This window comes from Pseudomonas bharatica CSV86 (assembly GCF_000319305.2).
Classification (GTDB): domain Bacteria; phylum Pseudomonadota; class Gammaproteobacteria; order Pseudomonadales; family Pseudomonadaceae; genus Aquipseudomonas; species Aquipseudomonas bharatica.
Window position 1 is genome coordinate 136,900 of sequence record NZ_AMWJ02000007.1, and the last position, 23,985, is coordinate 160,884.

Below are 23,985 nucleotides of genomic sequence, written 5' to 3' on the forward strand. Positions count from 1 at the left end.
TTCCTTTTACAGATCGCCGAAGAAGCGTTTCACACCCTCGAACCAGCCACTGGCCTTGGGCGAATGGGAACTGTCGCCTTCCAGGGAAGCACGCAGCTCTTCGAGCAGCTCGCGCTGGCGACGGCTCAGGTTGACCGGCGTCTCGACCGCCACACGGCACATCAGGTCACCGGCACCGCCACCACGCACCGGCGCCACACCCTTGCCGCGCAAGCGGAACTGCTTGCCGGTCTGGGTACCTTCCGGAATCTTCAGCTTGACCCGACCATCGAGGGTCGGCACTTCCAGCTCGCCACCCAATGCCGCATCGGTGTAGCTGATCGGTACTTCGCAGTACAGATGCTTGCCGTCACGCTGGAAGATCGGGTGCTCGCGCACATTGATCACCACGTACAGGTCGCCGGTCGGGCCACCCTGGGTGCCCGCCTCGCCTTCGCCGGAGAGGCGAATGCGGTCGCCGGTATCGACACCGGCCGGCACCTTGACCGACAGGGTCTTGTACTCTTCGATGCGCCCCTCGCCGTGGCAGGAGTCGCATGGATCGGTGATGATCTTGCCCTGCCCCTGGCAACGCGGGCAGGTCTGCTGCACCGAGAAGAAGCCTTGCTGCATGCGCACCTGGCCGATGCCGCCGCAGGTCGGGCAGGTCGCTGGCGAAGAGCCTTTCTTCGCGCCCGAGCCGTCGCACGGCTTGCAGTTGACCAGTGTCGGCACACGGATATTGACCGTGGTACCACGCACCGCCTCTTCGAGGTTCAGCTCCAGGGTGTAGCGCAGGTCGCTGCCACGCTGGGCGCCGCCGCGGGAACCGCCACGACCGCCACCGAAGAAATCGCTGAACACATCGCCGAAGATGTCGGAGAAATTGGCGCCGCCAAAACCGGCACCGCCGCCACCCATGCTCGGGTCGACGCCGGCGTGGCCGTACTGGTCGTACGCGGCACGCTTGCTGGTATCGGAGAGCACTTCATAGGCCTCGTTGGCCTCCTTGAACAGCTCTTCGGACTCTTTGCTATCGGGATTACGGTCCGGGTGGTGCTTCATCGCCAGGCGACGGTAGGCCTTTTTCAAATCAGCCTCGCTCGCGCCCCGCTCGACTCCCAGAACCTCGTAATAGTCACGCTTTGCCATGGTTCTTTGCACTCTTGAGGACGTTCGGCAAACCTCTGCGCGTCAGCGCTGTGCCGTCAGCATCGGCATCGCTACCGGTGCTGGAGAAAATTCGGGTGTTCCAGACACGCCAACGCGGGAGCAAGCCCCCGCGCGGCGACATCCTACCAGTCAACGTCAAACATCAGTCAACCGGCCGACAACCAGCAGCAATTACTTGTTGTCTTTGACTTCTTCGAACTCGGCGTCAACGACGTCGTCGTGCTTGGCGTCGTCAGCCTGCTGGGCCTGAGCACCCGCTTCCGGCTTCTCGCCCTGCTCGGCGTACATCTTCTGGGCAACCGGCGCGGAGACTTTCGACAGCTCTTCGATCTTCGCTTCGATGGCAGCCTTGTCGTCGCCCTTGACGGCGGCTTCCAGGGCAACCACAGCAGCTTCGATCGCGGTCTTCTCTTCGGCGGTTACCTTGTCACCAGCGTCAGCGACCATCTTGCGGGTCGAGTGGACCAGCGCGTCACCCTGGTTGCGGGCGGCGGCCAGCTCTTCGAACTTGCGGTCTTCCTCGGCGTTGACTTCAGCGTCGCGAACCATCTGCTGGATCTCTTCCTCGGACAGGCCGGAGTTGGCCTTGATCACGATGGACTGCTGCTTGCCGGTGGCCTTGTCCTTCGCACCTACGTGCAGGATGCCGTTGGCGTCGATGTCGAAGGTAACCTCGATCTGCGGAACGCCACGTGGAGCAGGTGGAATCTCGGCCAGGTCGAACTTGCCCAGGGACTTGTTCTGCGCGGCTTGCTTGCGCTCGCCTTGCAGGACGTGAATGGTCACTGCGCTCTGGTTGTCGTCGGCGGTCGAGAACACCTGCGACTTCTTGGTCGGGATGGTGGTGTTCTTCTCGATCAGCGCGGTCATCACGCCACCCATGGTTTCGATACCCAGGGTCAGCGGGCTGACATCGAGCAGCAGGACGTCCTTGACGTCACCAGCCAGAACGGCGCCCTGGATGGCCGCACCCATTGCAACGGCTTCGTCAGGGTTGACGTCCTTGCGCGCTTCCTTGCCGAAGAACTCGCCAACGGTTTTCTGTACCAGCGGCATGCGGGTCTGGCCACCGACCAGGATCACGTCGTCGATCTTGCTGACGTCGATGCCGGCGTCCTTCATGGCGATGCGGCATGGCTCGATGGTGCGCTGAACCAGGTCTTCGACCAGCGACTCCAGCTTGGCGCGGGAGATCTTCACGTTCAGGTGTTTCGGACCAGTAGCGTCGGCAGTGATGTACGGCAGGTTGACGTCGGTCTGCTGGCTGGAAGACAGCTCGATCTTGGCCTTCTCGGCAGCTTCTTTCAGACGCTGCATGGCCAGAGGATCACCCTTCAGGTTCATACCGGTTTCTTTCTTGAATTCCTCGACGAGGTAGTCGATCAGACGGATGTCGAAGTCTTCACCACCGAGGAAGGTGTCACCGTTGGTTGCCAGCACTTCGAACTGGTGCTCGCCATCGACTTCGGCGATTTCGATCACCGAAACGTCGAAGGTACCGCCACCCAGGTCATAGACGATCACGGTGTGGTCACCCTTGGCCTTGTCCATGCCGTAGGCCAGTGCGGCAGCGGTCGGTTCGTTGATGATGCGCTTGACGTCCAGACCGGCGATACGGCCGGCGTCCTTGGTTGCCTGGCGCTGGCTGTCGTTGAAGTACGCAGGTACGGTGATGACCGCTTCGGTCACTGCCTCGCCGAGGTAGTCTTCGGCGGTTTTCTTCATTTTCTTCAGGACTTCGGCGCTGATTTGCGGCGGAGCCATTTTCTGGCCGTTGACTTCGACCCAGGCGTCATTGTTGTCCGCCTTGACGATCTTGTACGGAACCATCTGGATGTCTTTCTGCACGACGTCTTCTTCGAAGCGACGGCCGATCAGACGCTTTACTGCGTACAGGGTGTTGTGCGGGTTGGTGACGGCCTGGCGCTTGGCCGACTGGCCAACCAGGATCTCGCCATCGTTGGCGTAAGCGATGATCGACGGCGTGGTGCGAGCGCCTTCGGCGTTCTCGATCACCTTGACGTTGCCGTTTTCCAGAATGGAGACGCAGGAGTTGGTGGTCCCCAGGTCGATACCGATGATTTTGCCCATGTTAACTCTCCCGAAACTTTGGATTTGGTTGCCGCAGCGGTGGTTGCCAACTGCGGTAGCACTTAAACGCTTGACACCTAGATGGGGGCCATCCGGCTAATTTCAAGCCTTCTCGTCGATGGAAGGCGAAACCGCTGCCGGAGCCTTGCTGACCACGACCATGGCCGGACGCAACAGACGTCCGTTGAGCTGATAACCCTTCTGGAACACCTTGAGCACGCTGTTCGGCTCGACGTCGGCGCTTTCCTGCATGGCCATCGCCTGGTGCTGCTCGGCATTGAAGGGTTCGCCGTGCGGATCGATGGCTTCGAGGTTGTAGCGCTTGAGGGTGTCTTCGAACATCTTGAGGGTCAGCTCGATGCCTTCGCGCATCGGACGGATGCTTTCGTCGTCCGCGCTGGACAGCTCCAGGCCGCGCTCCAGGCTGTCGATGACCGGAAGAAGATCGCCAGCGAACTTCTCCAGGGCGAATTTGTGGGCCTTTTCCACGTCCTGCTCGGCACGGCGGCGGACGTTCTGCAGGTCGGCGGCGGTGCGCAGGGCCTGGTCCTGGGCTGCGGCAACCTGCTCCTCGAGCAGCTGCACGCGCGCAACCAGATCCTCGGAACCCGCCTCGGCGGCTTTGTCTGCGTTTGGATTCAGTTCGTCCAGCTTCTGCTCATCAGCCATGAAATATCTCCTCTCAATGTGGTCGGCGAGCTCGACTCGCGCATCTGCCGGCCTATATGGGGTCGCAAAAAGCAGCTTCAAGGGCGATTGAACATCAATGTGCGGGGCACATAACTGTCCGCGATCAAAAGCCGGGCGGCACAAGCGAATGGTGCTAAGGAAGGGCATTGTCAGAAATTTCAAAAACACTGTATAAATAACCAGACATTGACTCTGGGAGCCGCCCGCATGCTGGTGCACCTGTCCATCCACAACTACGCCATCGTCGAACACCTTGACCTCGAACTCGCCCGCGGCATGAGCGTCATCACCGGCGAAACCGGGGCCGGCAAGTCGATCATGCTCGACGCCCTGGGCCTGACCCTGGGTGATCGCGCCGACAGCGGCGTGGTGCGCCCGGGCGCGGACAAGGCCGACATCCTCGCCACCTTCGACCTGGACGACATTCCCGAGGCCCGCTCCTGGCTGGCCGAGCGCGACCTGGACAACGACGGCCCCTGCATCCTGCGTCGCGTGGTCACCGCCGAAGGCCGCAGCCGCGGCTACATCAACGGCACCCCATGCCCCCTCGGCGACCTCAAGGCGCTGGGCGAACTGTTGATCGATATCCACAGCCAGCACGAGCACCAGTCGTTGCTGAAGACCGACACCCACCGCCGCCTGCTCGACGAGTACGCCGGCGCCACCGACCTGGCACGCCAGGTCCAGCTGGCTGCACAACGCTGGCGGCAGACCCACACCGAACTGGAACGCCTGCGCAATTCCGGCGATGAACAGCGCGCCCGCCACCAGTTGCTCAGCTACCAGCTGGAAGAACTGGACAACCTGGGCCTTGGCGAAAACGAACTGGAGCAACTGGAGCAGGAGCACAAGAACCTGACCAACGCCGAAGCCCTGTTCGGCATCTGCCGCCAGGTGATCGACCATTGCAGCGAGAGCGACTCAGGCAATGTGCTGAGCGCCCTGACAGCCAGCCTCAATCGCCTGACCGCCGTGCAGAATGCTCCTCGCGCACTGGGCGAAGCCGTCAACCTGATCGCCAGCGCGCAGATCCAGGTAGAAGAAGCCGTTGGCGAACTCAACCGCTTTCTCGACAACTTCGATGCCGACCCGATGCGCCTGCAACAACTGGAAGAGCGCCTCGATGCTCTCTACACCCTTGCGCGCAAGCACCGCGTCCACCCTACCGCGTTGCTCGACCTGCAGCAGCGCCTGGGCGAGGAGCTGGAAAGCCTGAATGCCAACGACGAATCGATCGAACGCCTTGAAGAGGAACTCAAGGCGTACACCCGCCACTATCATGAAAAGGCCGGCGAACTGAGCAGCCTGCGCCAGCGCGCATCAACCCAGCTGGCGTCGGCAGTGGAACAGGAGATCCAGCGCCTGGGCATGCCGGGCGGTCGCTTCCGCATCGAACTTCGACCTGGCAACGGCGAAGACCTTCACCCCCACGGGCTGGAACAGGTGGAACTGCTGGTCAGTGCCAACCCCGGACAGCCACTCAAGGGGCTGGCAAAAGTTGCCTCCGGCGGTGAGTTGTCGCGTATCAGCCTGGCGATCCAGGTAATCACCGCGCAGACCTCGCGAATCCCGACCCTGGTCTTCGACGAAGTGGACGTGGGCATCGGCGGCCCACTGCAGAAATCGTTGGCCAGTTGCTGCGTCGCCTGGGCGAGCGTGGCCAGGTCCTGACCGTCACCCACCTGCCGCAGGTAGCTGCGCAAGGCCACCACCACCTGTTCGTGCACAAGGTGCGCAACAGCGATGCCACGCACACGGCCGTTACCAGCCTGGGCAAACGCGAGCGGGTCGAGGAAGTGGCACGCATGCTCGGCGGCATCGACCTGACCAAGGAATCACTGGCCCACGCCAGGAAGATGGTGGTGACCAGCAAGAGCTGATCCGGAAAACCTGAAATAAAGAAGGCGACCCGTGGGTCGCCTTCTTTATTGATGCAAACAAGCACGAACGCTTACTTCTTCTTGCGCACGTACAACACCAGGTTGTGATCGACCAGTTCGTAACCGTGCTCGGCAACGATTTCCTTCTGGCGCTTCTCGATTTCAGCATCGAAGAATTCGACCACCTCACCGGAGTCCACGTTGACCATATGGTCGTGATGGCCGCCATCGGCCAATTCGAATACCGCGTGACCGCCGTCGAAGTTGTGACGTACGACCAGGCCGGCAGCCTCGAACTGGGTCAGGACACGATAAACCGTGGCCAGGCCGACATCTTCCCCCGCCTCCATCAACGCCTTGTAGACGTCTTCAGCGCTCATGTGGCGCTGCTCGGTAGAGTCGAGCATCTGTAGGATCTTGACTCGAGGCAGGGTCACCTTGAGACCGGCTTTGCGCAGTTCGCTATTTTCAACCATGGTCAGCTTTCTCGCCGATGCTGCTTCGCAGCTTCTCTGAATACGGGTATGATCGGGGTTTACGTTGTCCAGCCAAGATAGTGGAAGTCGCCCACCGATGCAAAACACCAAGCTCTTGCTAACCAGCCTCACCCTCGTGGGACTGCTCGCACTCGCCGGTTGCTCGTTTCCCGGGGTTTACAAAATCGACATCCAGCAGGGCAATGTCGTAACGCAGGACATGATAGACCAATTGCGCCCCGGAATGACCCGTCGCCAAGTACGGTTTATCATGGGCAACCCGCTGATCCAGGACACCTTCCACACCAATCGCTGGGATTACCTGTACAGCCTGCAACCTGGAGGCGGTGAGCGCCAACAGGAACGCATCAGCGTCTTCTTCAATGAGAACGACCAGCTGGCCAGTCTCTCCGGCGACTTCATGCCCGGCAAGAGCCGCGACCAGGAAATTCTTGGTAACGAAAGCAGCACGACTGTCAGCCAGCCAGGCCAGCAACAGGCCGAGCCGGCAACACCAGAGAAACCTGCCCGCCCGGGCTCGCTGGAAGAGAAGATCCAGCGCGACGTCGACACCATCGAAGTCATGCCGGTGCCGGCGCCGCCGCCACTGCAAACCGAGTAATCAAGGCGTGCATAAAAAAGCCCGAACAGATGTTCGGGCTTTTTTTTGAGCTGTGGCCTGTCAACCGTAGAGCTGCTTGGCCCGCTGGCAGAACGCATCGACCAGGGTATTCGCCGCCTGGTTGAACAGTGGCCCCAATGTCGCCTTGACCAAGGCTCCGGAATATTCGAACGACAGGTCCAGGCTGATCTTGCAGGCCTTCTCGCCCAAGGGCTTGAACACCCAAAGGCCATGCAACTGGCTGAACGGCCCCTCTTCCAGATTCATCTCGATGGATTGCCCCGGCACCAGTACATTGCGCGTTACAAAGTGCTGGCTGAGCCCGCCCTTCGCGACCTCGACCCTGGCCCGCATGGCGGTCTCGCTCTGCTCCAGCACGGTGGAACCGGAACACCAGGGCAGGAACTCGTGGTAGCGATCCACATCGTTGACCAGATCGTAGAGCGCCTGAGCGGGGTAAGGCAGCAAGGCCGACCGTTGTATATGGGTAGTCATCCAGGCGTCATTTCCAAACGTGAACAAAAAGGATGCGGGGCATTGTCCGGGATTCACCGCGCCGCCTCAAGCTCGCCACTTCCCCGTAGCCGACGACGCAGCGACTCCCTATAATGCCGCCCCTATGGCCAAACAAAAGAAACATCCGACAGGGACCATCGCGCAGAACAAGAAAGCGCGACACGATTACTTCATCGAACACAAGTTCGAGGCCGGACTGGTCCTGTCCGGTTGGGAAGTAAAAAGCCTGCGTGCCGGCAAGGCGCACCTCGTGGACAGCTATGTACTGCTCAAGGACGGTGAAGCCTGGCTGATGGGCAGTCATATCACCCCGCTGACCACCGCCAGCACCCACGTCATCGCCGACCCGACCCGTACCCGCAAGCTGCTGCTCAACCGCCGCGAACTCGAGCGCCTGTACGTGGGCGTGCAGCAGAAAGGCTACACCTGCGTCGCGCTGTCCTTGTACTGGAGCAAGCACCTGATCAAGTGCGAAATTGCCCTGGGCAAGGGCAAGAAGGAATACGACAAGCGCGACACCGAGCGCGAGCGCGATTCCAATCGCGAGCTGCAGCGCGCGGTGCGTAACAAGGGGCGGGAAGACTAGTTCTTTCTGTGCCCTGATGGCGTCATCGCTGCGGTGCGGCGATGACGCCATCAGGGCACAGAAAGTCAACGCCCCTTGCGCCGCTCCGCCCGCGCCACCCGCTGCACTTCCTGCCGCGCCTCCTCCAGTACTTCCTGCACATACAGGATGTGTCGGCTCGACACTTCCCTTGCATCCTGCGCGCGCCCTTCGACGATCGCCAGGTACAGGTCCCGGTGCTGGCTGATCAGCATGTCCCGGGTCTCCGAACGCTGCTGGTACATGCCGCCGATATTGGTCACCACGTTGCGCTTGAGCAGGTCGAACAAGCCGCGGATGGTGTGCAGCAATACCGCGTTGTGACTGGCCTCGGCAATCGCCAGGTGAAAGCGCGCGTCGGCGGCGCCCTCTTCGGCCCGGGTCACCTCGTCATTGCGGTTGTAGCAATCCTGCAAGGCATCGAACGCCGCCTTGAGCCGCTCGCGATCCACATCGGTCGCACGCATCGCCGCGTAATAAGCGCATGAGGCTTCCAGGGTGTGGCGAAACTCCAGCAAGTCACGCTGGGCCTCCGGGTTGCTTTCGAGCAACTGCAGCAACGGATCGCTGAAGGTCGTACCCAACGACTCCGCCACGTAGTTTCCGCCGCCCTGGCGGCTGACCAGCATGCCCTTGGCCACCAGCTTCTGGATCGCCTCGCGCAACGACGGACGGGAAACGCCGAACTGTTCGGCCAGCACCCGCTCGGCCGGCAGACGCTCGCCAGCGGTGAGGGTGCCCTCAAGAATCATTCCCTCCAGCCGCTCGACGATATCGTCGGACAAACGGCGCTGGCGGACCTGGTCGAAAACCATCACGTGCTCTCCACAATCCCCGAGTCAGTTCGGGGGCGCCTATTCTGGCCTATCCCGCCCGTCTCCACACCCATCAGTTGGCAAGTTTCCTTACCACTCAGCCAACCCTTTCGTCGGCCCTGCGACCAAAGTTTCACGAGGACAAATTGACACACCCACGGAGAGGCTTTTAACCTAGCGCCTCGCCATTGTAAATTGGTATTACCAATTAACCAATGCCAGCGCCTTACCAAAAACAATTAGGGGCCACCCCATATGCAAACCTGGCAACAACTCTATAGTCCGCTTGGTAGTCTCGGCCTGTCCGCCCTGGCGGCAGTCATCCCGATCGTGTTCTTTTTCCTGGCGCTGGCCGTGTTCCGACTCAAGGGACACATCGCTGGCAGCATCACCCTGGCCCTGTCGATCCTGGTAGCGATCTTCGCCTTCCAGATGCCTGCCGACATGGCGTTCGCCGCTGCCGGCTACGGTTTTGCCTACGGCCTGTGGCCCATCGCCTGGATCATCGTCGCCGCGGTGTTCCTCTACAAACTGACGGTCAAAAGCGGCCAGTTCGAAGTGATCCGCAGCTCCGTGCTGTCGATTACCGATGACCAGCGCTTGCAGGTCCTGCTGATCGGCTTCTGCTTCGGCGCCTTCCTCGAAGGCGCTGCCGGTTTCGGCGCACCTGTCGCCATTACTGCCGCCCTGCTCGTCGGCCTCGGTTTCAACCCGCTGTACGCCGCCGGCCTGTGTCTGATCGCCAATACCGCGCCCGTGGCCTTCGGTGCCCTGGGCATCCCGATCATCGTGGCCGGCCAGGTCACCGGCATCGACGCCTTCCACATCGGCGCTATGACCGGTCGCCAGTTGCCGCTGCTGTCGCTGTTCGTGCCGTTCTGGCTGGTCTTCATGATGGACGGCCTCAAGGGCGTGAAGGAAACCTGGCCTGCCGCGCTGGTCGCCGGCCTGAGCTTCGCCGTCACCCAGTACTTCACCTCGAACTTCATCGGCCCGGAACTGCCCGACATCACCTCGGCCCTGGCCTCGCTGATCGCCCTGACCCTGTTCCTCAAGGTCTGGCAGCCGAAGAACTCCTTCACCACCGCTACCGCCAGCGTCGGCGCCGCCGTGGTCAAGGGCGGCAGCCAGCCGACCCCGTACAGCTTCGGCGAAATCTTCAAGGCGTGGTCGCCGTTCCTGATCCTCACCGTGCTGGTCACCATCTGGACCCTGAAGCCGTTCAAGGCCGCCTTCGCCTCCGGCGGCTCGATGTACAACTGGGTGTTCAACTTCGCCATCCCGCACCTGGATCAACTGGTGATCAAGACCGCACCGATCGTCGCCAACCCGACGGCGATCCCGGCAGTCTTCAAGCTGGACCCGATCTCTGCCACCGGCACCGCGATCTTCCTGTCTGCGCTGATCTCGATGATCGTCCTGAAGATCAACCTCAAAACCGGCCTGACCACGTTGAAGGAAACCTTCTACGAGCTGCGCTGGCCGATCCTGTCCATCGGCATGGTGCTGGCCTTCGCCTTCGTCACCAACTACTCGGGCATGTCCTCGACCATGGCCCTGGTCCTGGCCGGTACGGGCGCCGCGTTCCCGTTCTTCTCGCCGTTCCTTGGCTGGCTGGGTGTGTTCCTGACCGGCTCGGATACGTCGTCCAATGCCCTGTTCAGCTCGCTGCAGGCCACCACCGCACACCAGATCGGCGTCAACGACACCCTGCTGGTCGCGGCCAACACCAGCGGCGGCGTAACCGGCAAGATGATTTCGCCACAGTCCATCGCCGTGGCCTGCGCCGCCACCGGCCTGGTCGGCAAGGAATCGGACCTGTTCCGCTTCACCCTCAAGCACAGCCTGTTCTTCGCCACCATCGTCGGCCTGATCACTCTGATCCAGGCGTATTGGCTGACCGGCATGCTGGTTCACTAAAGTGACAGGGGCCGGGCGCGCTCCCGACGCGCCCGGCAGTTGCCTTCTCACACAGATAGCTGCGAGATCCCATGATCATTTCTGCCTCCACCGACTACCGCGCTGCGGCCCAGCGCAAGCTGCCGCCGTTCCTGTTCCATTACGCCGACGGTGGCGCCTACGCCGAATACACCCTGCGCCATAACGTCGAGGATCTGGCGAGCATTGCCTTGCGCCAGCGCGTTCTGAAAAACATGTCCGAACTGAGCCTGCAGACCAGGCTCTTCGACGAAACCCTGAATATGCCCGTGGTCCTCGCCCCGGTCGGCCTGACCGGCATGTATGCCCGTCGTGGTGAAGTCCAGGCAGCACGCGCGGCGGCTTCGAAAGGCATTCCCTTCACCATGTCCACGGTGTCGGTGTGCCCGATCGAGGAAGTCGCCCCGGCCATCGACCGGCCAATGTGGTTCCAGCTTTATGTCCTGAAAGACCGAGGCTTCATGCGCAATGCGCTGGAGCGAGCCAAAGCCGCCGGGGTCAAGACCCTGGTGTTCACTGTCGACATGCCGGTTCCCGGCGCCCGCTATCGCGATGCCCATTCCGGCATGAGCGGGGCGAACGCACCGCTGCGCCGTGTATGGCAAGCCATGACCCATCCGCAATGGGCCCTGGATGTCGGCCTGCTGGGTCGCCCGCACGATCTGGGCAACATTTCCAAGTACCGCGGCAACCCCACCGGCCTGGCCGACTACATCGGCTGGCTCGGTGCCAACTTCGACCCGTCCATCTCCTGGAAAGACCTGGAATGGATCCGCGAATTCTGGGACGGTCCGATGATCATCAAGGGCATCCTCGATGCAGACGACGCCCGTGACGCGGTGAAATTCGGTGCCGACGGTATTGTCGTTTCCAACCACGGCGGTCGCCAGCTCGATGGCGTACTCTCCAGCGCCCGGGCCCTGCCGGCCATTGCCGACGCGGTAAAGGGCGATATCAGGATCCTTGCCGACTCGGGCATCCGCAGCGGCCTCGACGTGGTACGCATGATCGCCCTCGGCGCCGATACCGTGATGATCGGCCGCGCCTTCCTCTACGCCCTGGCCACCCACGGCGAGGCTGGCGTGCGTAATTTGCTGGAACTGTTCGAGAAGGAAATGCGCGTGGCGATGGTCCTGACCGGCGCCAAGTCGATCAGCGAGATCACCCGCGATTCCCTGGTCCGCGAACTGGGCGCCTGAGCGCGCCCGCCCTTTATACCGCCTGATTGACCGGAGCACGCGGCGCGCCAGACGCCGTGGCTCCGCGAGGAGTTTGCATGAGCCTGCCCGCCGCGTTCCTTCGCGATGCCGAGCGCCTGATTCCCGCCGACCGTCGCTTCGACGATCCGACTTCGACCCTGGCTTTCGGCACCGATGCCAGCTTCTACCGGCTGATTCCCAAGCTGGTGGTACGGGTCGAATCCGAAGACGAAGTGGTCGGCCTGATCCATCTGGCCCAGCGCGACCGCGTGCCGGTGACCTTCCGCGCCGCCGGAACCAGCCTGTCGGGCCAGGCCATCAGCGACTCGGTGCTGATCGTGCTCGGCGATAACTGGAACGGCCGTGAAATCCGCGGCCAGGGCAAACAGATCCGCCTCCAGCCGGGGGTCATCGGTGCCCAGGCCAACGCTTGGCTCGCACCGTTCGGGCGCAAAATCGGCCCCGACCCGGCGTCGATCAATGCCTGCAAGATCGGCGGCATCGTTGCCAACAACGCCAGCGGCATGTGCTGCGGTACTGCGCAGAACACCTATCACACCCTCGCCGGCCTGCGCCTGGTGCTGGCCGATGGTACCCGGCTGGACAGTGAAGACCCGGCAAGCGTGGCCGCCTTCGAAAGCAGCCACGCCGGGCTGCTCGACGAACTGGCCCGGCTTGGTCGCGAAACCCGCGCCAATACCGCATTGGCCGAGCGTATCCGGCACAAGTACCGGCTCAAGAACACCACTGGCCTGTCGCTGAATGCACTGGTGGACTACGACCAGCCACTCGACATCCTGCAACACCTGCTGGTCGGCTCCGAAGGCACCCTCGGTTTTATCAGCGCGGTGACCTACGACACCGTACCCGACCACCCGCACAAGGCCTCGGCGCTGATCGTCTTCCCGACCGTGGAGAGCTGCTGCCGCGCTGTCACCGTGCTCAAGCAGCAACCGGTATCCGCCGTGGAACTGCTCGATCGGCGCAGCATGCGCTCGGTGCAGGACAAGCCGGGCATGCCGGAATGGGTGAAAGGCCTGTCGGAAAATGCCTGCGCCTTGCTCATCGAATCCCGCGCGGCCAGTCAGACGCTGCTGCATGAGCAGTTGGCGCAGATCATGGCGTCCATCGCCGATTTCCCGCTGGAGCAGAAGGTCGATTTCAGCGAAGACCCGGCGGTGTACAACCTGCTGTGGAAAATTCGCAAGGACACCTTCCCTGCCGTCGGCGCAGTGCGCCAGACCGGGACTACAGTCATCATCGAAGACGTCACCTTTCCCGTCGAGCAACTGGCCGAAGGTGTGAACCGCCTGATCCTGCTGTTCGACAAGCATGGCTACGACGAGGCGATCATTTTCGGCCACGCACTGGAAGGCAACCTGCACTTCGTCTTCACCCAGGGCTTCAATAACGCGACGGAGATCGCCCGCTACCAGGCCTTCATGGATGACGTGGCGCACTTGGTCGCCGTGGAGTTCGGCGGCTCGCTCAAGGCCGAGCACGGCACAGGGCGCAACATGGCCCCCTTCGTCGAACTGGAATGGGGCCGCGATGCCTATGAACTGATGTGGAAGCTCAAGCGCCTGCTCGACCCCAACGGCATCCTCAACCCGGACGTGATCCTCAGTGAAGATCCGGACATCCATCTGAAGCATCTGAAGCCGCTGCCGGCGGCCGACGAAATCGTCGACAAGTGCATCGAGTGCGGTTTCTGCGAGCCGGTCTGCCCCTCCAAAGGGCTGACCCTGAGCCCGCGCCAACGCATCGTGATGTGGCGGGATATCCAGGCGAAGAAGCGCGCCGGCGAAGACACCTCGGCACTGGAACGCGACTACCGCTACCAGGGCATCGACACCTGCGCGGCGACGGGGCTGTGTGCCCAGCGCTGCCCGGTCGGGATAAACACCGGTGAATTGGTGAAGAAGCTGCGTGGAAAAGCCGCACGTCACGGCAAGACTGCGGACTGGCTGGTGGAGAATTTCCATACGGCTCTCAGTGGCGCCCGCCTGACACTACGTATCGCCGACGGCGCGCGGCGCTTGCTCGGTGCACCGCGCCTTGCCCGCATCAGTCATTCGTTGAGCAAAGCGAGCAAGGGTCGCCTGCCGCAATGGACGCCAGCCATGCCGCAACCGCTCAAGTCGCCGAAGGTCGGCCTTGCCGGCACCGATGCGCGGCCACGGGTCGTCTACCTGGCCGCCTGCGTCTCGCGGGTGATGGGCCCGGCAGCGGGAGACAAGGAACAGACTTCTCTGTTGGACAAGACCCGTCGCCTGCTGGAAAAGGCCGGTTACCAGGTGGTCTTCCCGGAGAACCAGGACAGCCTCTGCTGCGGCCAGCCCTTCGCGTCCAAGGGTTATGCCGAACAGGCCGAACACAAGCGCCAGGAGCTGCTCGGTGCCCTGCTCCATGCCAGCCGCGGCGGCCTCGATCCGATCTACTGCGACACCAGCCCTTGCACCCTGCGCCTGGTGGAGGATCTGGCCGAGACCCGGCTTGACCTGTACGACCCGGTGCGCTTCATCCGCACCCACCTGCTCGACAAGCTCGAGTTCACGCCGCAGGACGCGCCGGTGGCGGTGCATGTCACCTGCAGCACCCAGCACCTCGGTGAAAGCCAGGCGCTGATCGACCTGGCGCGCCTGTGCAGCAAGCAGGTGGTGATCCCGGAAGGTATCCACTGCTGCGGGTTCGCCGGCGACAAGGGCTTCACCACCCCGGAACTCAACGCCCACTCGCTGCGCAGCCTGAAGGACGCGGTGCAGTATTGCGAGGAAGGCATTTCCACCAGTCGCACCTGCGAGATCGGTCTGTCGAGTCATTCAGGCATCGACTACCACGGCCTGGTCTACCTGGTGGACCGGGTGACCCGCCCGCGCACCATCTGACCGTTTCCGGCCGGTTGGCAAAACAAGCCAACCGGTCGTGACATTCCCGTGAACTCCTTCAAGGGCGGCGCAGTCCACCCATCAGGCCCATTTCCCGAGGCCTTCCCAGCCAAGGAGATTCACATGAAGCGTACTGCGATTACCGGACTGTTCATGACCGCCGCACTGCTTGCCTCCCCTGTGTTCGCGGCGGATGACCTGTGCACTGCCAACCTGCAGAAGATCGACGATCAACTGACCAGTCTTGGCGCCACATCCGAAGAGCTGGTCAAATCGGTCAAGGAACAGGCCGACGACGCACGCGCCGCGAAAACCGCCGGCAACGACAAGGACTGCATCGCCCTTACCACCAAGGCCCTGCAGGACCTGCAGAACACCACCAAGGGTGGCGGCAGCGAGTGAGCCCGCGCATCCGGGCGATGGTATACGTCGCCCGGATGGCGTATACTCCGCCTTACGCGCTTGAGAAAGCGCTCGCTTAGAGCAGTAAAAATGGGGCCGATTAGGATTCGACGCCGGTGATGAAACTCTAGGTGCATGCCGAGTTGGTAACAGAACTCGTAAATCCACTGTTGCAACTTTCTATAGTTGCCAATGACGAAACCTTCGAGGGTTACGCTCTCGCTGCGTAAGCAGCCGAGCCCGCCCTTCTGGTAGCTTCGGCTCCAGCAATCATCAGGGGATGCCTGTAAACCCGAAATGATTGTCATACAGAACAGGATCGCCGTGCAGTACGTTGTGGACGAAGCGGCTAAAACTTACACAACTCGTCCAAAGCACCCTGCCCGTCGGGCGGCTGCGGATTAACTCAATAGACACGGCTAAGCATGTAGTACCGACAGCGGAGTACTGGCGGACGGGGGTTCAAATCCCCCGGTTCCACCAAATACGCAAGACAGAAAGGCCCTTTCGCGAGGTTCGCGAAAGGGCCTTTTTTGTTGCCTGGATTTCAACCTCCTCACGGACGACACTCTCAAGAGATCGTATGACAACGCGCGCCAAACCGCGTGTGCACAAGCCATTAGCCTGAATTCACGCAATTCTAGTTGTACGACGACACACAACATGACATCCTCTCATGGAAACATTTTGTCTCACTTCGCCATGCCAGCACCGAGACAAGCACCGCACCTCTAAAAATAACGCCAGGTGAACCATGAAAATAAAAGGCATCCGTTGGTGGATGGTCAGCCTTGTTACGGCTGGGCTCGTCGTCAACTACCTCGCTCGCAACACCCTGTCGGTGGCCGCGCCCACCTTGATGACCGACCTCTCCATCTCCACCGCCGAATACGCCAAGATCGTGGCCGCCTGGCAGTTCTGCTACGCGCTGATGCAGCCGATCGCCGGCTGGTTGATCGATTTCATCGGCACCAAGCTCGGCTTCGCCGTGTTCGCCTTGGCCTGGTCCGTCGCCTGCGCCGGTGCGGCCCTGGCCAGCGGCTGGCAGAGCATGGCGTTCATGCGCGGGCTGCTGGGGATGACCGAAGCCGCTGGCCTGCCCGCCGGGGTCAAGGCGACCACCGAGTGGTTCCCGGCCAAGGAGCGCTCGGTGGCGATCGGCTGGTTCAATATCGGTTCGTCGTTCGGTGCGCTGCTGGCGCCGCCACTGGTGGTCTGGGCGATCCTGCACAGTGGCTGGCAACTGGCGTTCGTGCTGGTCGGCGTGGCGGGGATCATCTGGACCTTGCTGTGGATGCTGCTCTACAGGCACCCGCGCGACCAGAAGCGCCTGAGCGAAGAAGAACGCGACTACATCCTTTCCGGCCAGGAAGCCCACTTCAAGCAGGAGAAACGCGAGAAAGGCGCCTGGAAAAAGATCTTCAAGACCCGCAACTTCTACGCCATCGCCTCGGCGCGCATTCTCTCCGAGCCGGCCTGGCAGACCTTCAATGCCTGGATCCCGCTGTACCTGATGACCGAACGGCACATGAACATCAAGGAGATCGCGATGTTCGCCTGGCTGCCCTTCCTTGCCGCGGATATCGGCTGCGTGCTGGGCGGCTACCTGAGCCCGCTGTTCCACCGTTATCTCAAGGTATCGCTGTTCACCTCGCGCAAGATGGTCCTGGTGTTCGGCGCCAGTTGCATGATCGGCCCTGCCTGCATCGGCCTGGTGGAAAGCCCCTACACCGCGATCCTGCTCCTGTGCATTGGCGGCTTCGCCCACCAGACCCTGTCCGGCGCGCTGTACTCGATCACCTCGGACTCCTTCACCCGTGACCAGGTCGCCACTGCCACCGGCATGGGCGGGATGTGCGGTTACCTCGGCGCCACCGTATTCACCCTGGCTTTCGGCATCCTGGTCACGCAGATCGGCTACAGCCCGCTGTTCGTAGTGCTGGCGGCGTTCGATGTGATTGCTGCGTTGCTGGTGTGGAAGGTGGCGAAAGAGGTGACTGCGGTGCCGGCTCCACGTCCGGTCGCTTCAGCCGGGGGCAACCAGGCGATCGCCTGATCCAACAAAAGACAAGGACCGCACTTGCGGTCCTTTTTATTGGGTGGACCTACCACCGCAATCGCTGGCAAGCCAGCTCCCACAGGGATCGCGTAACCTGTGGGAGCTGGCTTGCCAGCGATTGCGGTGGTCAATTCACTACAGAGGTCCAGGTCAAGCAGGCAGATACTGCAACCTGAACCCCAGACTCGCCTCCTCCCCCTGCTCCAGCAACCGTAACCCCGGCCGCCCCGGCAAATGATGGGCATTCACCGGATGACTCACCGGCTCGACACAGAAAAACGGCTTGTCCTCGGGACAGAACAGCAGGAAGTAGTCCGCCCCGGTAGCCCGGCATTCCAGCCGATACCCCGGCTGTTCGATCACGCACTCACCGGCCCAGCCACTAAAGGCATGATCCACCTGCCGCGCTGGCAACCCGGCCAGTTCGGAGAAGCGCCAGTCCTCGGGAATCTCTGCCTCGAACCAAGGCAGTCGTCCTTCCTCCCCCAGCCAAACGCTCCGCGCCGGCGCCAGCAAGCGGGTCTGCGGATAGCGCGGAAAATACGGATGCAACCCCAGTCCATACCAGTTGGCCTGTTCATCCAGGTGGGTCACGTGCAGATCCAGGTTCAGGCAACCCTCGTGCAGATGCACATCCAGGGTCGCCTGGTAGGCAAAGGGCCATTTGCTATCGAGGGTCAGCCGCGCCCGCCGCTCACTGTGATGATCCACCTGCCAGGCCTGTTGCCAGGCGCTGCCGTGGATCGGGTAGGGATCGTGGTCGGTATTCGGCGCCAGCACCTGCCAGCCATCCGGGCGTTCGAAGCCGCCTTCGGCGATACGGTTGGACCAGGGCAACAGCGGGTAGCAACCCAGTCGGCGCGGCGTGCCAGCGGCTTTCGCTTGGTCATCGGCGTGGCGCAACAGCGCCTCCCCGGTCGCCTTCACTTCCCAGTTGACCAGGCTGCCGCCCAGCCCCGGGGCAATGCTGAGCCGGGTCAGGCGGTCTTGCAGATACAGCTCGCTCAAGGCCATCGAAGGCTCCTGTGGATAAAGAGGCTCAGCCACTCTTGCGCCAGGTCAGCAGGACGATGCCGCCCACCACCACCGCGCCGCCGAGCAATTGCAGGCCACTCAGTTGCTGGTCGAGCAAGGCCCAGCCCAGCAGCATGGTGGCGATGGGTTCGATATTCATCACCGGCGCGTTCTGCGCCATGTTCAGCCGCGGTACGCAGACGAACAGCAAGGTGAAGGCGATGCCGTAGAGCACCACCAGGCTCGCCAGCGCCAGCCAGCCTCCCGTCGTGCCCGGTGCCGACAAACCGCTGGGCATCACCCCGCTCATCCCGGCGAGCAGCATGCTGGAGAAGACGATGACCAAGGTCAGCAGGCTGCGCACCGGCCCGCGCATGGCGGCCAGCTTGTGATCGGTTATCCACAGTGCGCAGGCAAAGGCACAGGCCGCGCCGAAGGCCAGGCTTACGCCGAGGGTCCAGTGCGGATTGGCCTCACCCCTGTCGAGCAGCCGCGCCGGTACATCCAGGGCCAGGACCAGCCCGCAGAGAATCAGACCCATGAACAGCACGTTACGCCCCGTCGGACGCGGCCCACCCAGCGCCCAGGTCAACAGCGCAAGCAGCATCGGAAAGGTATTACCCACCAACAAGGCAAGGGCCACGGGGATCCGCGCCACGGCCGAATATAGACAGAGACTCTGGGTCGCGATCAGCAAGCCCAGCAGCAATTGCCAACGCAACGCTCCGGCCGGCAGCCCCAATGGCTGACGCTGCCAAGCGAGCAATCCGGCGAGCACCAGCAAGGTAATCCCGGATCGACAAAGAATCGCCAGCAACACCCCGGTGCCGTCATCGAAAGCGAAGCGCGCGGCGATATGGTTGCCGGCGAAGGAACAGGCCAGCAACGCCAAGAGCGCGATCGCCAGCTTGCGCGGAAACAGCCCGGGTGCAGCGGAAGGAACAGCCATGTGCGAAATCCATATGCGAAAAAAAAAGGCGGGCCAGTACCGGCCCGCCCAAATGACCGCTTACAGCACGACGCTGGGCAGCCAGAGAGAGATTGCAGGGATGTAGGTCACCGCCATCAGCACCATGAACAGCGCCAGGTAGAACGGCAGCAGCGCCTTGACCGTGGACTCGATCGAGACCTTGCCGATGGCCGAGCCGACGAACAGCACCGCGCCTACCGGCGGCGTGATCAGGCCGATGCCGAGGTTGACCAGCATGATCATGCCGAAGTGCACCGGGTCGACACCGATGCCGTTGATCACCGGCAACAGGATCGGCGTCAGGATCAGGATCAGCGGCGCCATGTCCATCACCGTGCCCAGCAGCAGCAACATGAAGTTGATGCACATCAGGATCACGTAGCGGTTATCCGACAGGGTCAGGAACGCCGTGGTGATCTTCGACGGGATCTGCATCAGGGTCATGACATAGCCGAAGCTGGCCGCGAAACCGATCAGGATCATCACGATGGAGATGGTCCGCACCGTGCGGTGCATCAGCTTGGGCAGGTCGCGCCATTTGTAGTCGCGGTAGATGAACATGGTCACGAAGAACGACCAGACCACCGCCACCGCCGCCGACTCGGTCGCGGTGAATACGCCCGAGAGAATCCCGCCGAGGATGATGACCATGGCCATCAGGCCCCAGAGCGCCTCGCCAGCGATCTTCAGTGCCTGGCGCAGCGGGATCACCTCGCCCTTGGGGTAGTTGCGCTTTTTCGCGAAGAGCAGGCACAGGCCCATCATCACCGCGCTGAGCAGCAGCCCCGGCATCACCCCGGCCATGAACAGCGAGGCGATCGACACCGTGCCGCCCGCCGCCAGCGAGTAGAGCACCGAGTTATGGCTGGGCGGCGTCAGCAATGCCTGCACCGAGCCGCTGACGGTGACCGCGGTGGAGAACTCGCGCGGATAGCCCTTGCGTTCCATTTCGGGAATCAGCACCGAGCCCACCGACGCGGTATCGGCAACCGACGAACCGGAAATCGCCCCGAAGAAGGTCGAAGCCATGATGTTGACCAGCGACAGCCCGCCACGCACGAAGCCCACCAGCACCCCGGCGAAGGCCACCAGGCGCCGGGACATGCCGCCCTCGGCCATGATCGCGCCGGCCAGGACAAAGAACGGAATCGCCAGCAGCGAGAATTTGTTCACCCCGCTGGCCACCTGGATCATCATCGCCTGCAGCGGGATGTCGATCCACCAGGCGCCGATCAGCGCCGCCAGGCCCAGGGCATAGGCCACCGGCATGCCGATGAGGATGAGCAGGATGAAGCTGCCCAAAAGAATGAAGGCATCCATTTATGCAGCTCCTTCGTTTTCTTCCACCAGGTCGAAGCGCACCACCTTGCGATGGCTTTGGTCGCCCAGCATGAGTTTTTCCAGCACGAAGCTCAGGGTCAGCAGGCCACCGACGGGAATCGGCGCATAGGTCATGCCTACCCGTATGCTCGGCAGCGTCGCCAGGTACTGGTTCCAGGTGGTGACGCACAGCTTGAAGCCGTACCAGGTCATGAACAGGCAGACCAGGACCATCAGCACCTGCACCAGCACACCAACCAGGCGCCGCGGCAATGGGGCGAGGCGATCGGTGATCATGTTCACCGCCATGTGCGCGCCTGCGCGGTAGCTGGCGGCGGCGCCGACGAAGGTGAACAGCACCATCAGCAGGATCGATACCGGCTCCGGCCAACTGGAGCCGGTGCCCAGCACGTAGCGGGCGAAAATACCCCAGGGGATGATCAACGACATGGCCAGGATCGACAGGCCGGCGACCCAGATGCAGGCGCGGTAGAGCACGTCGTTCAGGCGCAGGAAAAGCGTTTTCATAGGCATCACCAAAGCGGCCGCGCGGCACGGGCCGCACGACCAGGGTCGATGTGGGAGGGATTACTCGACAGCGTCGATACGCTTCATCAGGTCGGCGTACTGCGCGCCGTATTTCTCGCGGACCGAAGCGGTGGCGTCATAGAACGGCTTCTTGTCGACGACGATGAACTCGACGCCGGCAGCCTTGAGCTTCTCTTCGCTGGCAGCGGACTTGGCGTCCCACAGCGCGCGCTCTTCGAACTGCGCCTCGCGTGCGACCTTCTTGACCAGTGCCTGCTGGTCCGCAGTCAGCTTGTTCCAGGTGGTCTTGGACATCACCACCGGCTCCGGCAGGATCAGGTGGGCGGTCTGGGTGAAGTACTTGGCGTTCTGGTAGTGGTTGTGCTCAAGCAAGGTCGGCGGATTGTTCTCGGCGCCGTCGATCACCCCGGTCTGCAGGGCGCTGAAGATTTCCCCGGTGTCCATGGCGATACCGTTGCCGCCCATGGCATTCATCATGTCGAGGAACAGCGGGTTGCCCTGCACGCGGATCTTCATGCCCTTGAGGTCTTCCAGCGAACGCACCGGCTTCTTGGTGTACAGGCTGCGGGTGCCGCCATCCATCCAGGCCAGGGCGACCAGGTTGAATTCGGAGTTGGTGATCTTGTCGAGGATTTCCTGGCCGATCTCGCCATCGATGACCTTGCGCATATGCTCATGGTCACGGAACACGAACGGCATGTTGAACACGTTCACGTCCGGCACCACCGGACCGACGATGCCAAGGCTGACCCGGGCCATCTGCACGGCGCCGATCTGCGCCTGCTCGATCACTTCCTTCTCGGAGCCCAGTACGCCGCCGGCGAACATCTTGAAGGTGATTTCGCCATTGGTGGCCTCTTCGAGTTTCTTGCCCATGTTCTGTTCGGCGACCACGGTCGGGTAACCGGCCGGGTGCACGTCGGCGAACTTGATATCCAGGGCGAAGGCGGACGCAGAGAAGGCGAAGGGAAGCGCGGCAAGAAGCAGCTTGCGTTTGAAAGTCATGGTGAAGCTCCGTGTTTTGTTGTTATCCGGTTTGGCTTGTATGACGGCAGGTCGTGCGGTGTAGCGTTTAATAGCGCGCGGCGGGTTCCTCCAGGCCTTTGCTGCCGGGATCAAGAGCGAACACACCGCCAGCCAGGGGCTGGTCGGCGAGGTCGATGCCCGCCGGGCGGATCGAGGTGACGAACAGGGTGTCGAGGTTGGCGCCACCGAAGGCGCACATCGCCGGTTTTTTCACCGGCACGGGCAACGAACGGTCGAGACGGCCGTCAGGGGTGAAGCGGTGGATCAATCCGGCATCGTTGCCGCAGATCCAGTAGCAGCCGTCCTGGTCGATGGCGGCGCCGTCCGGGCGGCCGGGATGCTCGTGCATATCGACGAAAACCCGGCGGTTGTGCGGCGTGGCCGTGTCGATGTCGTAGTCGAAGACCCAGACCGTCTGCACGCTCGGGTGCGAGTCCGACAGGTACATGCGCCGGCCGTCCGGGCTGAAGGCAAGGCCGTTGGGCACCAGCATGCCCTCGAGCTGGCGATGCAGGCGGCCTTCGCCGTCGTGCCGGTACAGCGCGCCGACGGCAGCACCCTGCTGCACGTCCATGAGCATGGTGCCGGCCCAGAAACGCCCCTGGCGGTCGCAACGCCCATCGTTGAAACGCATGCCGTTGCGGGCATGCTGCACCGGGCTGAGCTGGCGGCTGTCGAGGCGCCCTTCAGCGCTGGTAGTGATCTGGAAGATGCCGCTTTCCATGCCGGCCACCCAACCGTCGCCACTACGGGCGATGCAGGCGAGCATTTCCTCGCCCTGCCAGACCCGGTGCGTGCCATCCGCCGCGCTCCAGCGATGGAGCTGCCGGGCGGGGATGTCGGCCCAATACAGGGCCTGCTCGGCCGCGTGCCACACCGGGCTTTCACCGGTGCCGTTGCGGGCGTCGACGATCAGTTCGCATTTCATGGGCCAAGCCTCCTGGCGCGCGGGATCAGTTGAACGGTCCGGCCGCGACGAAAGCGCCGCCCTGATAGACCATCGAGGGATCATCGGCCGGCGGCGCCGGCTGGGCCTCCACCTGGGCGCGGAAGACTTCGGAGGTGTCCTTGGGCACGTAACCGAGATGCTCGGCGTAGCGGTTGTCCCACCATACGGTGCGGTTGTCGGATGCACCGAAGACGATGGTGTGGCCGACGTCGGGGGTAGTCAGGCCGCGCTGGATCAGTTGGGTCAGGTCGTCGTAGCTCAGCCAGGTGCAGAGCATGCGCGGGTTCTGTGGCTGGTCGAAGGAGGAGCCGATGCGGATGCTGACGGTCTCGATGCCGTAGCGATCGAAGTAGAAGCTGGCGACGTCTTCGCCATAGCACTTGGACAGGCCGTAGTAGCTGTCTGGACGACGCGGGGAACGGGCGTCGATACGCTCGTCCTGGCGATAGAAACCGATGGTGTGGTTGGAGCTGGCGAAGATCACCCGCTTCACCCCGTGCTTGCGGGCCGCCTCGTAGATGTGGAACACACCGCAGATGTTGGGGCCGAGGATCTCTTCGAAGGAATGCTCGGTGGACACGCCGCCGAAATGGATGATGGCATCGACACCTTCGACCAGCGCATGTACCGCCGCCTTGTCGGCGAGGTCGCAGGTCACTACCTCTTCATGGGGGCCTGCGGCGGGAGCCATGGGGCTGATATCGGAAAGGCGCAGCACCTCGGTAAAGCCTTGCAGGCGCTCACGGAGGATCTTGCCCAGGCCGCCTGCGGCTCCGGTGAGCAGCAGGCGTTTGAAGGGAATGGTGGTCATGGCCGGCCCTTGTT

At 62.5% G+C, this 23,985-nt stretch carries 20 protein-coding genes, 1 other RNA gene and 1 pseudogene; 9 read left to right on the top strand and 13 right to left on the bottom strand.

Features of this window, described 5'->3' with window-relative positions; all coding sequences use genetic code 11:
* Window positions 1–6 precede the first annotated feature (6 nt).
* The 3 genes from dnaJ to grpE all read right to left on the bottom strand — a co-directional run bounded on the left by dnaJ (window position 7) and on the right by grpE (window position 3,912).
* Window positions 7–1,131 (bottom strand): molecular chaperone DnaJ, encoded by a 1,125-nt coding sequence (dnaJ, locus tag CSV86_RS30130; RefSeq protein ID WP_009404285.1) that lies wholly within the window; start codon window positions 1,129–1,131, stop codon window positions 7–9.
* A 192-nt stretch (window positions 1,132–1,323) separates the two neighbouring features.
* Window positions 1,324–3,243, bottom strand: coding sequence for a molecular chaperone DnaK (gene dnaK / locus CSV86_RS30135; protein ID WP_009404284.1), 1,920 nt, complete (start codon window positions 3,241–3,243; stop codon window positions 1,324–1,326).
* Window positions 3,244–3,345: 102 nt separating this feature from the next.
* Window positions 3,346–3,912: a nucleotide exchange factor GrpE gene (gene grpE / locus CSV86_RS30140; protein WP_009404283.1), complete on the bottom strand. Its 567-nt coding sequence runs from the start codon at window positions 3,910–3,912 to the stop codon at window positions 3,346–3,348.
* A gap of 228 nt (window positions 3,913–4,140) precedes the next feature.
* Here grpE and recN point away from each other — a divergent pair.
* Window positions 4,141–5,813: pseudogene (gene recN, locus CSV86_RS30145) on the top strand (DNA repair protein RecN).
* Window positions 5,814–5,884: 71 nt separating this feature from the next.
* On the opposite strand, the gene fur reads toward recN, so the two are convergent.
* Window positions 5,885–6,289 (bottom strand): ferric iron uptake transcriptional regulator, encoded by a 405-nt coding sequence (fur, locus tag CSV86_RS30150; RefSeq protein WP_009404281.1) that lies wholly within the window; start codon window positions 6,287–6,289, stop codon window positions 5,885–5,887.
* A gap of 97 nt (window positions 6,290–6,386) precedes the next feature.
* On the opposite strand from fur, the gene CSV86_RS30155 reads away from it, so the two are divergent.
* Complete coding sequence (locus CSV86_RS30155; RefSeq protein ID WP_009404280.1) at window positions 6,387–6,911, top strand: outer membrane protein assembly factor BamE; 525 nt, start codon at window positions 6,387–6,389, stop codon at window positions 6,909–6,911.
* 60 nt (window positions 6,912–6,971) lie between these two features.
* Here CSV86_RS30155 and CSV86_RS30160 read toward each other — a convergent pair whose 3' ends face one another.
* On the bottom strand, window positions 6,972–7,406 hold the full coding sequence (locus tag CSV86_RS30160) for a type II toxin-antitoxin system RatA family toxin (protein ID WP_009404279.1): 435 nt from the start codon (window positions 7,404–7,406) through the stop codon (window positions 6,972–6,974).
* A 124-nt stretch (window positions 7,407–7,530) separates the two neighbouring features.
* On the opposite strand from CSV86_RS30160, the gene smpB reads away from it, so the two are divergent.
* Window positions 7,531–8,013: an SsrA-binding protein SmpB gene (gene smpB / locus CSV86_RS30165; RefSeq protein WP_009404278.1), complete on the top strand. Its 483-nt coding sequence runs from the start codon at window positions 7,531–7,533 to the stop codon at window positions 8,011–8,013.
* 65 nt (window positions 8,014–8,078) lie between these two features.
* Here smpB and CSV86_RS30170 read toward each other — a convergent pair whose 3' ends face one another.
* The gene (locus CSV86_RS30170) at window positions 8,079–8,846 is read right to left on the bottom strand and encodes an FCD domain-containing protein (RefSeq protein ID WP_009404277.1); all 768 of its coding nucleotides are present in this window, start codon (window positions 8,844–8,846) and stop codon (window positions 8,079–8,081) included.
* Between the two features lie 255 nt (window positions 8,847–9,101).
* Between CSV86_RS30170 and CSV86_RS30175 the strand changes: the two genes are divergently transcribed.
* The 6 genes from CSV86_RS30175 (at window position 9,102) to CSV86_RS30200 (ending at window position 17,329) form a co-directional block, all read left to right on the top strand.
* Window positions 9,102–10,766, top strand: a complete 1,665-nt coding sequence (locus tag CSV86_RS30175) for a lactate permease LctP family transporter (RefSeq protein WP_009404276.1) — start codon at window positions 9,102–9,104, stop codon at window positions 10,764–10,766.
* Between the two features lie 71 nt (window positions 10,767–10,837).
* Window positions 10,838–11,983, top strand: coding sequence for an FMN-dependent L-lactate dehydrogenase LldD (lldD, locus tag CSV86_RS30180; protein WP_009404275.1), 1,146 nt, complete (start codon window positions 10,838–10,840; stop codon window positions 11,981–11,983).
* 77 nt (window positions 11,984–12,060) lie between these two features.
* Window positions 12,061–14,871, top strand: coding sequence for an FAD-binding and (Fe-S)-binding domain-containing protein (locus tag CSV86_RS30185; RefSeq protein ID WP_170395320.1), 2,811 nt, complete (start codon window positions 12,061–12,063; stop codon window positions 14,869–14,871).
* A gap of 123 nt (window positions 14,872–14,994) precedes the next feature.
* Window positions 14,995–15,273 carry a PA2433 domain-containing protein gene (locus CSV86_RS30190; protein WP_009394338.1) on the top strand — a complete coding sequence of 93 codons (279 nt, stop codon included), beginning with the start codon at window positions 14,995–14,997 and terminating at the stop codon, window positions 15,271–15,273.
* 92 nt (window positions 15,274–15,365) lie between these two features.
* Window positions 15,366–15,756, top strand: a transfer-messenger RNA (tmRNA) gene (ssrA, locus tag CSV86_RS30195).
* 271 nt (window positions 15,757–16,027) lie between these two features.
* Entirely contained in the window at window positions 16,028–17,329 is a 1,302-nt protein-coding gene (locus tag CSV86_RS30200) for an MFS transporter (RefSeq protein ID WP_080604699.1), read from the top strand.
* 153 nt (window positions 17,330–17,482) lie between these two features.
* On the opposite strand, the gene CSV86_RS30205 is transcribed toward CSV86_RS30200, so the two are convergent.
* The 7 genes from CSV86_RS30205 to CSV86_RS30235 all read right to left on the bottom strand — a co-directional run bounded on the left by CSV86_RS30205 (window position 17,483) and on the right by CSV86_RS30235 (window position 23,971).
* Window positions 17,483–18,346, bottom strand: coding sequence for an aldose 1-epimerase (locus tag CSV86_RS30205; RefSeq protein WP_009394343.1), 864 nt, complete (start codon window positions 18,344–18,346; stop codon window positions 17,483–17,485).
* 25 nt (window positions 18,347–18,371) lie between these two features.
* Window positions 18,372–19,295, bottom strand: a complete 924-nt coding sequence (locus CSV86_RS30210; protein WP_009394344.1) for an EamA family transporter — start codon at window positions 19,293–19,295, stop codon at window positions 18,372–18,374.
* A gap of 60 nt (window positions 19,296–19,355) precedes the next feature.
* Window positions 19,356–20,636: a TRAP transporter large permease gene (locus CSV86_RS30215; RefSeq protein ID WP_009394346.1), complete on the bottom strand. Its 1,281-nt coding sequence runs from the start codon at window positions 20,634–20,636 to the stop codon at window positions 19,356–19,358.
* Window positions 20,637–21,164, bottom strand: a complete 528-nt coding sequence (locus tag CSV86_RS30220) for a TRAP transporter small permease (RefSeq protein WP_009394348.1) — start codon at window positions 21,162–21,164, stop codon at window positions 20,637–20,639.
* 60 nt (window positions 21,165–21,224) lie between these two features.
* The gene (locus tag CSV86_RS30225; RefSeq protein WP_009394349.1) at window positions 21,225–22,190 is read right to left on the bottom strand and encodes a TRAP transporter substrate-binding protein; all 966 of its coding nucleotides are present in this window, start codon (window positions 22,188–22,190) and stop codon (window positions 21,225–21,227) included.
* 67 nt (window positions 22,191–22,257) lie between these two features.
* Window positions 22,258–23,139, bottom strand: a complete 882-nt coding sequence (locus CSV86_RS30230; RefSeq protein ID WP_009394350.1) for a glucurono-1,5-lactonase — start codon at window positions 23,137–23,139, stop codon at window positions 22,258–22,260.
* A 25-nt stretch (window positions 23,140–23,164) separates the two neighbouring features.
* The gene (locus tag CSV86_RS30235) at window positions 23,165–23,971 is read right to left on the bottom strand and encodes an NAD-dependent epimerase/dehydratase family protein (protein WP_009394351.1); all 807 of its coding nucleotides are present in this window, start codon (window positions 23,969–23,971) and stop codon (window positions 23,165–23,167) included.
* Window positions 23,972–23,985 lie beyond the last annotated feature (14 nt).

Bases quoted from the DNA above. Each gene is read 5' to 3' on its own strand.
- dnaJ (WP_009404285.1), bottom strand. From the start codon at position 1,131: ATGGCAAAGCGTGACTATTACGAGGTTCTGGGAGTCGAGCGGGGCGCG.
- dnaK (WP_009404284.1), bottom strand. From the start codon at position 3,243: ATGGGCAAAATCATCGGTATCGACCTGGGGACCACCAACTCCTGCGTC.
- grpE (WP_009404283.1), bottom strand. From the start codon at position 3,912: ATGGCTGATGAGCAGAAGCTGGACGAACTGAATCCAAACGCAGACAAA.
- fur (WP_009404281.1), bottom strand. From the start codon at position 6,289: ATGGTTGAAAATAGCGAACTGCGCAAAGCCGGTCTCAAGGTGACCCTG.
- CSV86_RS30155 (WP_009404280.1), top strand. From the start codon at position 6,387: ATGCAAAACACCAAGCTCTTGCTAACCAGCCTCACCCTCGTGGGACTG.
- CSV86_RS30160 (WP_009404279.1), bottom strand. From the start codon at position 7,406: ATGACTACCCATATACAACGGTCGGCCTTGCTGCCTTACCCCGCTCAG.
- smpB (WP_009404278.1), top strand. From the start codon at position 7,531: ATGGCCAAACAAAAGAAACATCCGACAGGGACCATCGCGCAGAACAAG.
- CSV86_RS30170 (WP_009404277.1), bottom strand. From the start codon at position 8,846: ATGGTTTTCGACCAGGTCCGCCAGCGCCGTTTGTCCGACGATATCGTC.
- CSV86_RS30175 (WP_009404276.1), top strand. From the start codon at position 9,102: ATGCAAACCTGGCAACAACTCTATAGTCCGCTTGGTAGTCTCGGCCTG.
- lldD (WP_009404275.1), top strand. From the start codon at position 10,838: ATGATCATTTCTGCCTCCACCGACTACCGCGCTGCGGCCCAGCGCAAG.
- CSV86_RS30185 (WP_170395320.1), top strand. From the start codon at position 12,061: ATGAGCCTGCCCGCCGCGTTCCTTCGCGATGCCGAGCGCCTGATTCCC.
- CSV86_RS30190 (WP_009394338.1), top strand. From the start codon at position 14,995: ATGAAGCGTACTGCGATTACCGGACTGTTCATGACCGCCGCACTGCTT.
- CSV86_RS30200 (WP_080604699.1), top strand. From the start codon at position 16,028: ATGAAAATAAAAGGCATCCGTTGGTGGATGGTCAGCCTTGTTACGGCT.
- CSV86_RS30205 (WP_009394343.1), bottom strand. From the start codon at position 18,346: ATGGCCTTGAGCGAGCTGTATCTGCAAGACCGCCTGACCCGGCTCAGC.
- CSV86_RS30210 (WP_009394344.1), bottom strand. From the start codon at position 19,295: ATGGCTGTTCCTTCCGCTGCACCCGGGCTGTTTCCGCGCAAGCTGGCG.
- CSV86_RS30215 (WP_009394346.1), bottom strand. From the start codon at position 20,636: ATGGATGCCTTCATTCTTTTGGGCAGCTTCATCCTGCTCATCCTCATC.
- CSV86_RS30220 (WP_009394348.1), bottom strand. From the start codon at position 21,164: ATGAAAACGCTTTTCCTGCGCCTGAACGACGTGCTCTACCGCGCCTGC.
- CSV86_RS30225 (WP_009394349.1), bottom strand. From the start codon at position 22,190: ATGACTTTCAAACGCAAGCTGCTTCTTGCCGCGCTTCCCTTCGCCTTC.
- CSV86_RS30230 (WP_009394350.1), bottom strand. From the start codon at position 23,139: ATGAAATGCGAACTGATCGTCGACGCCCGCAACGGCACCGGTGAAAGC.
- CSV86_RS30235 (WP_009394351.1), bottom strand. From the start codon at position 23,971: ATGACCACCATTCCCTTCAAACGCCTGCTGCTCACCGGAGCCGCAGGC.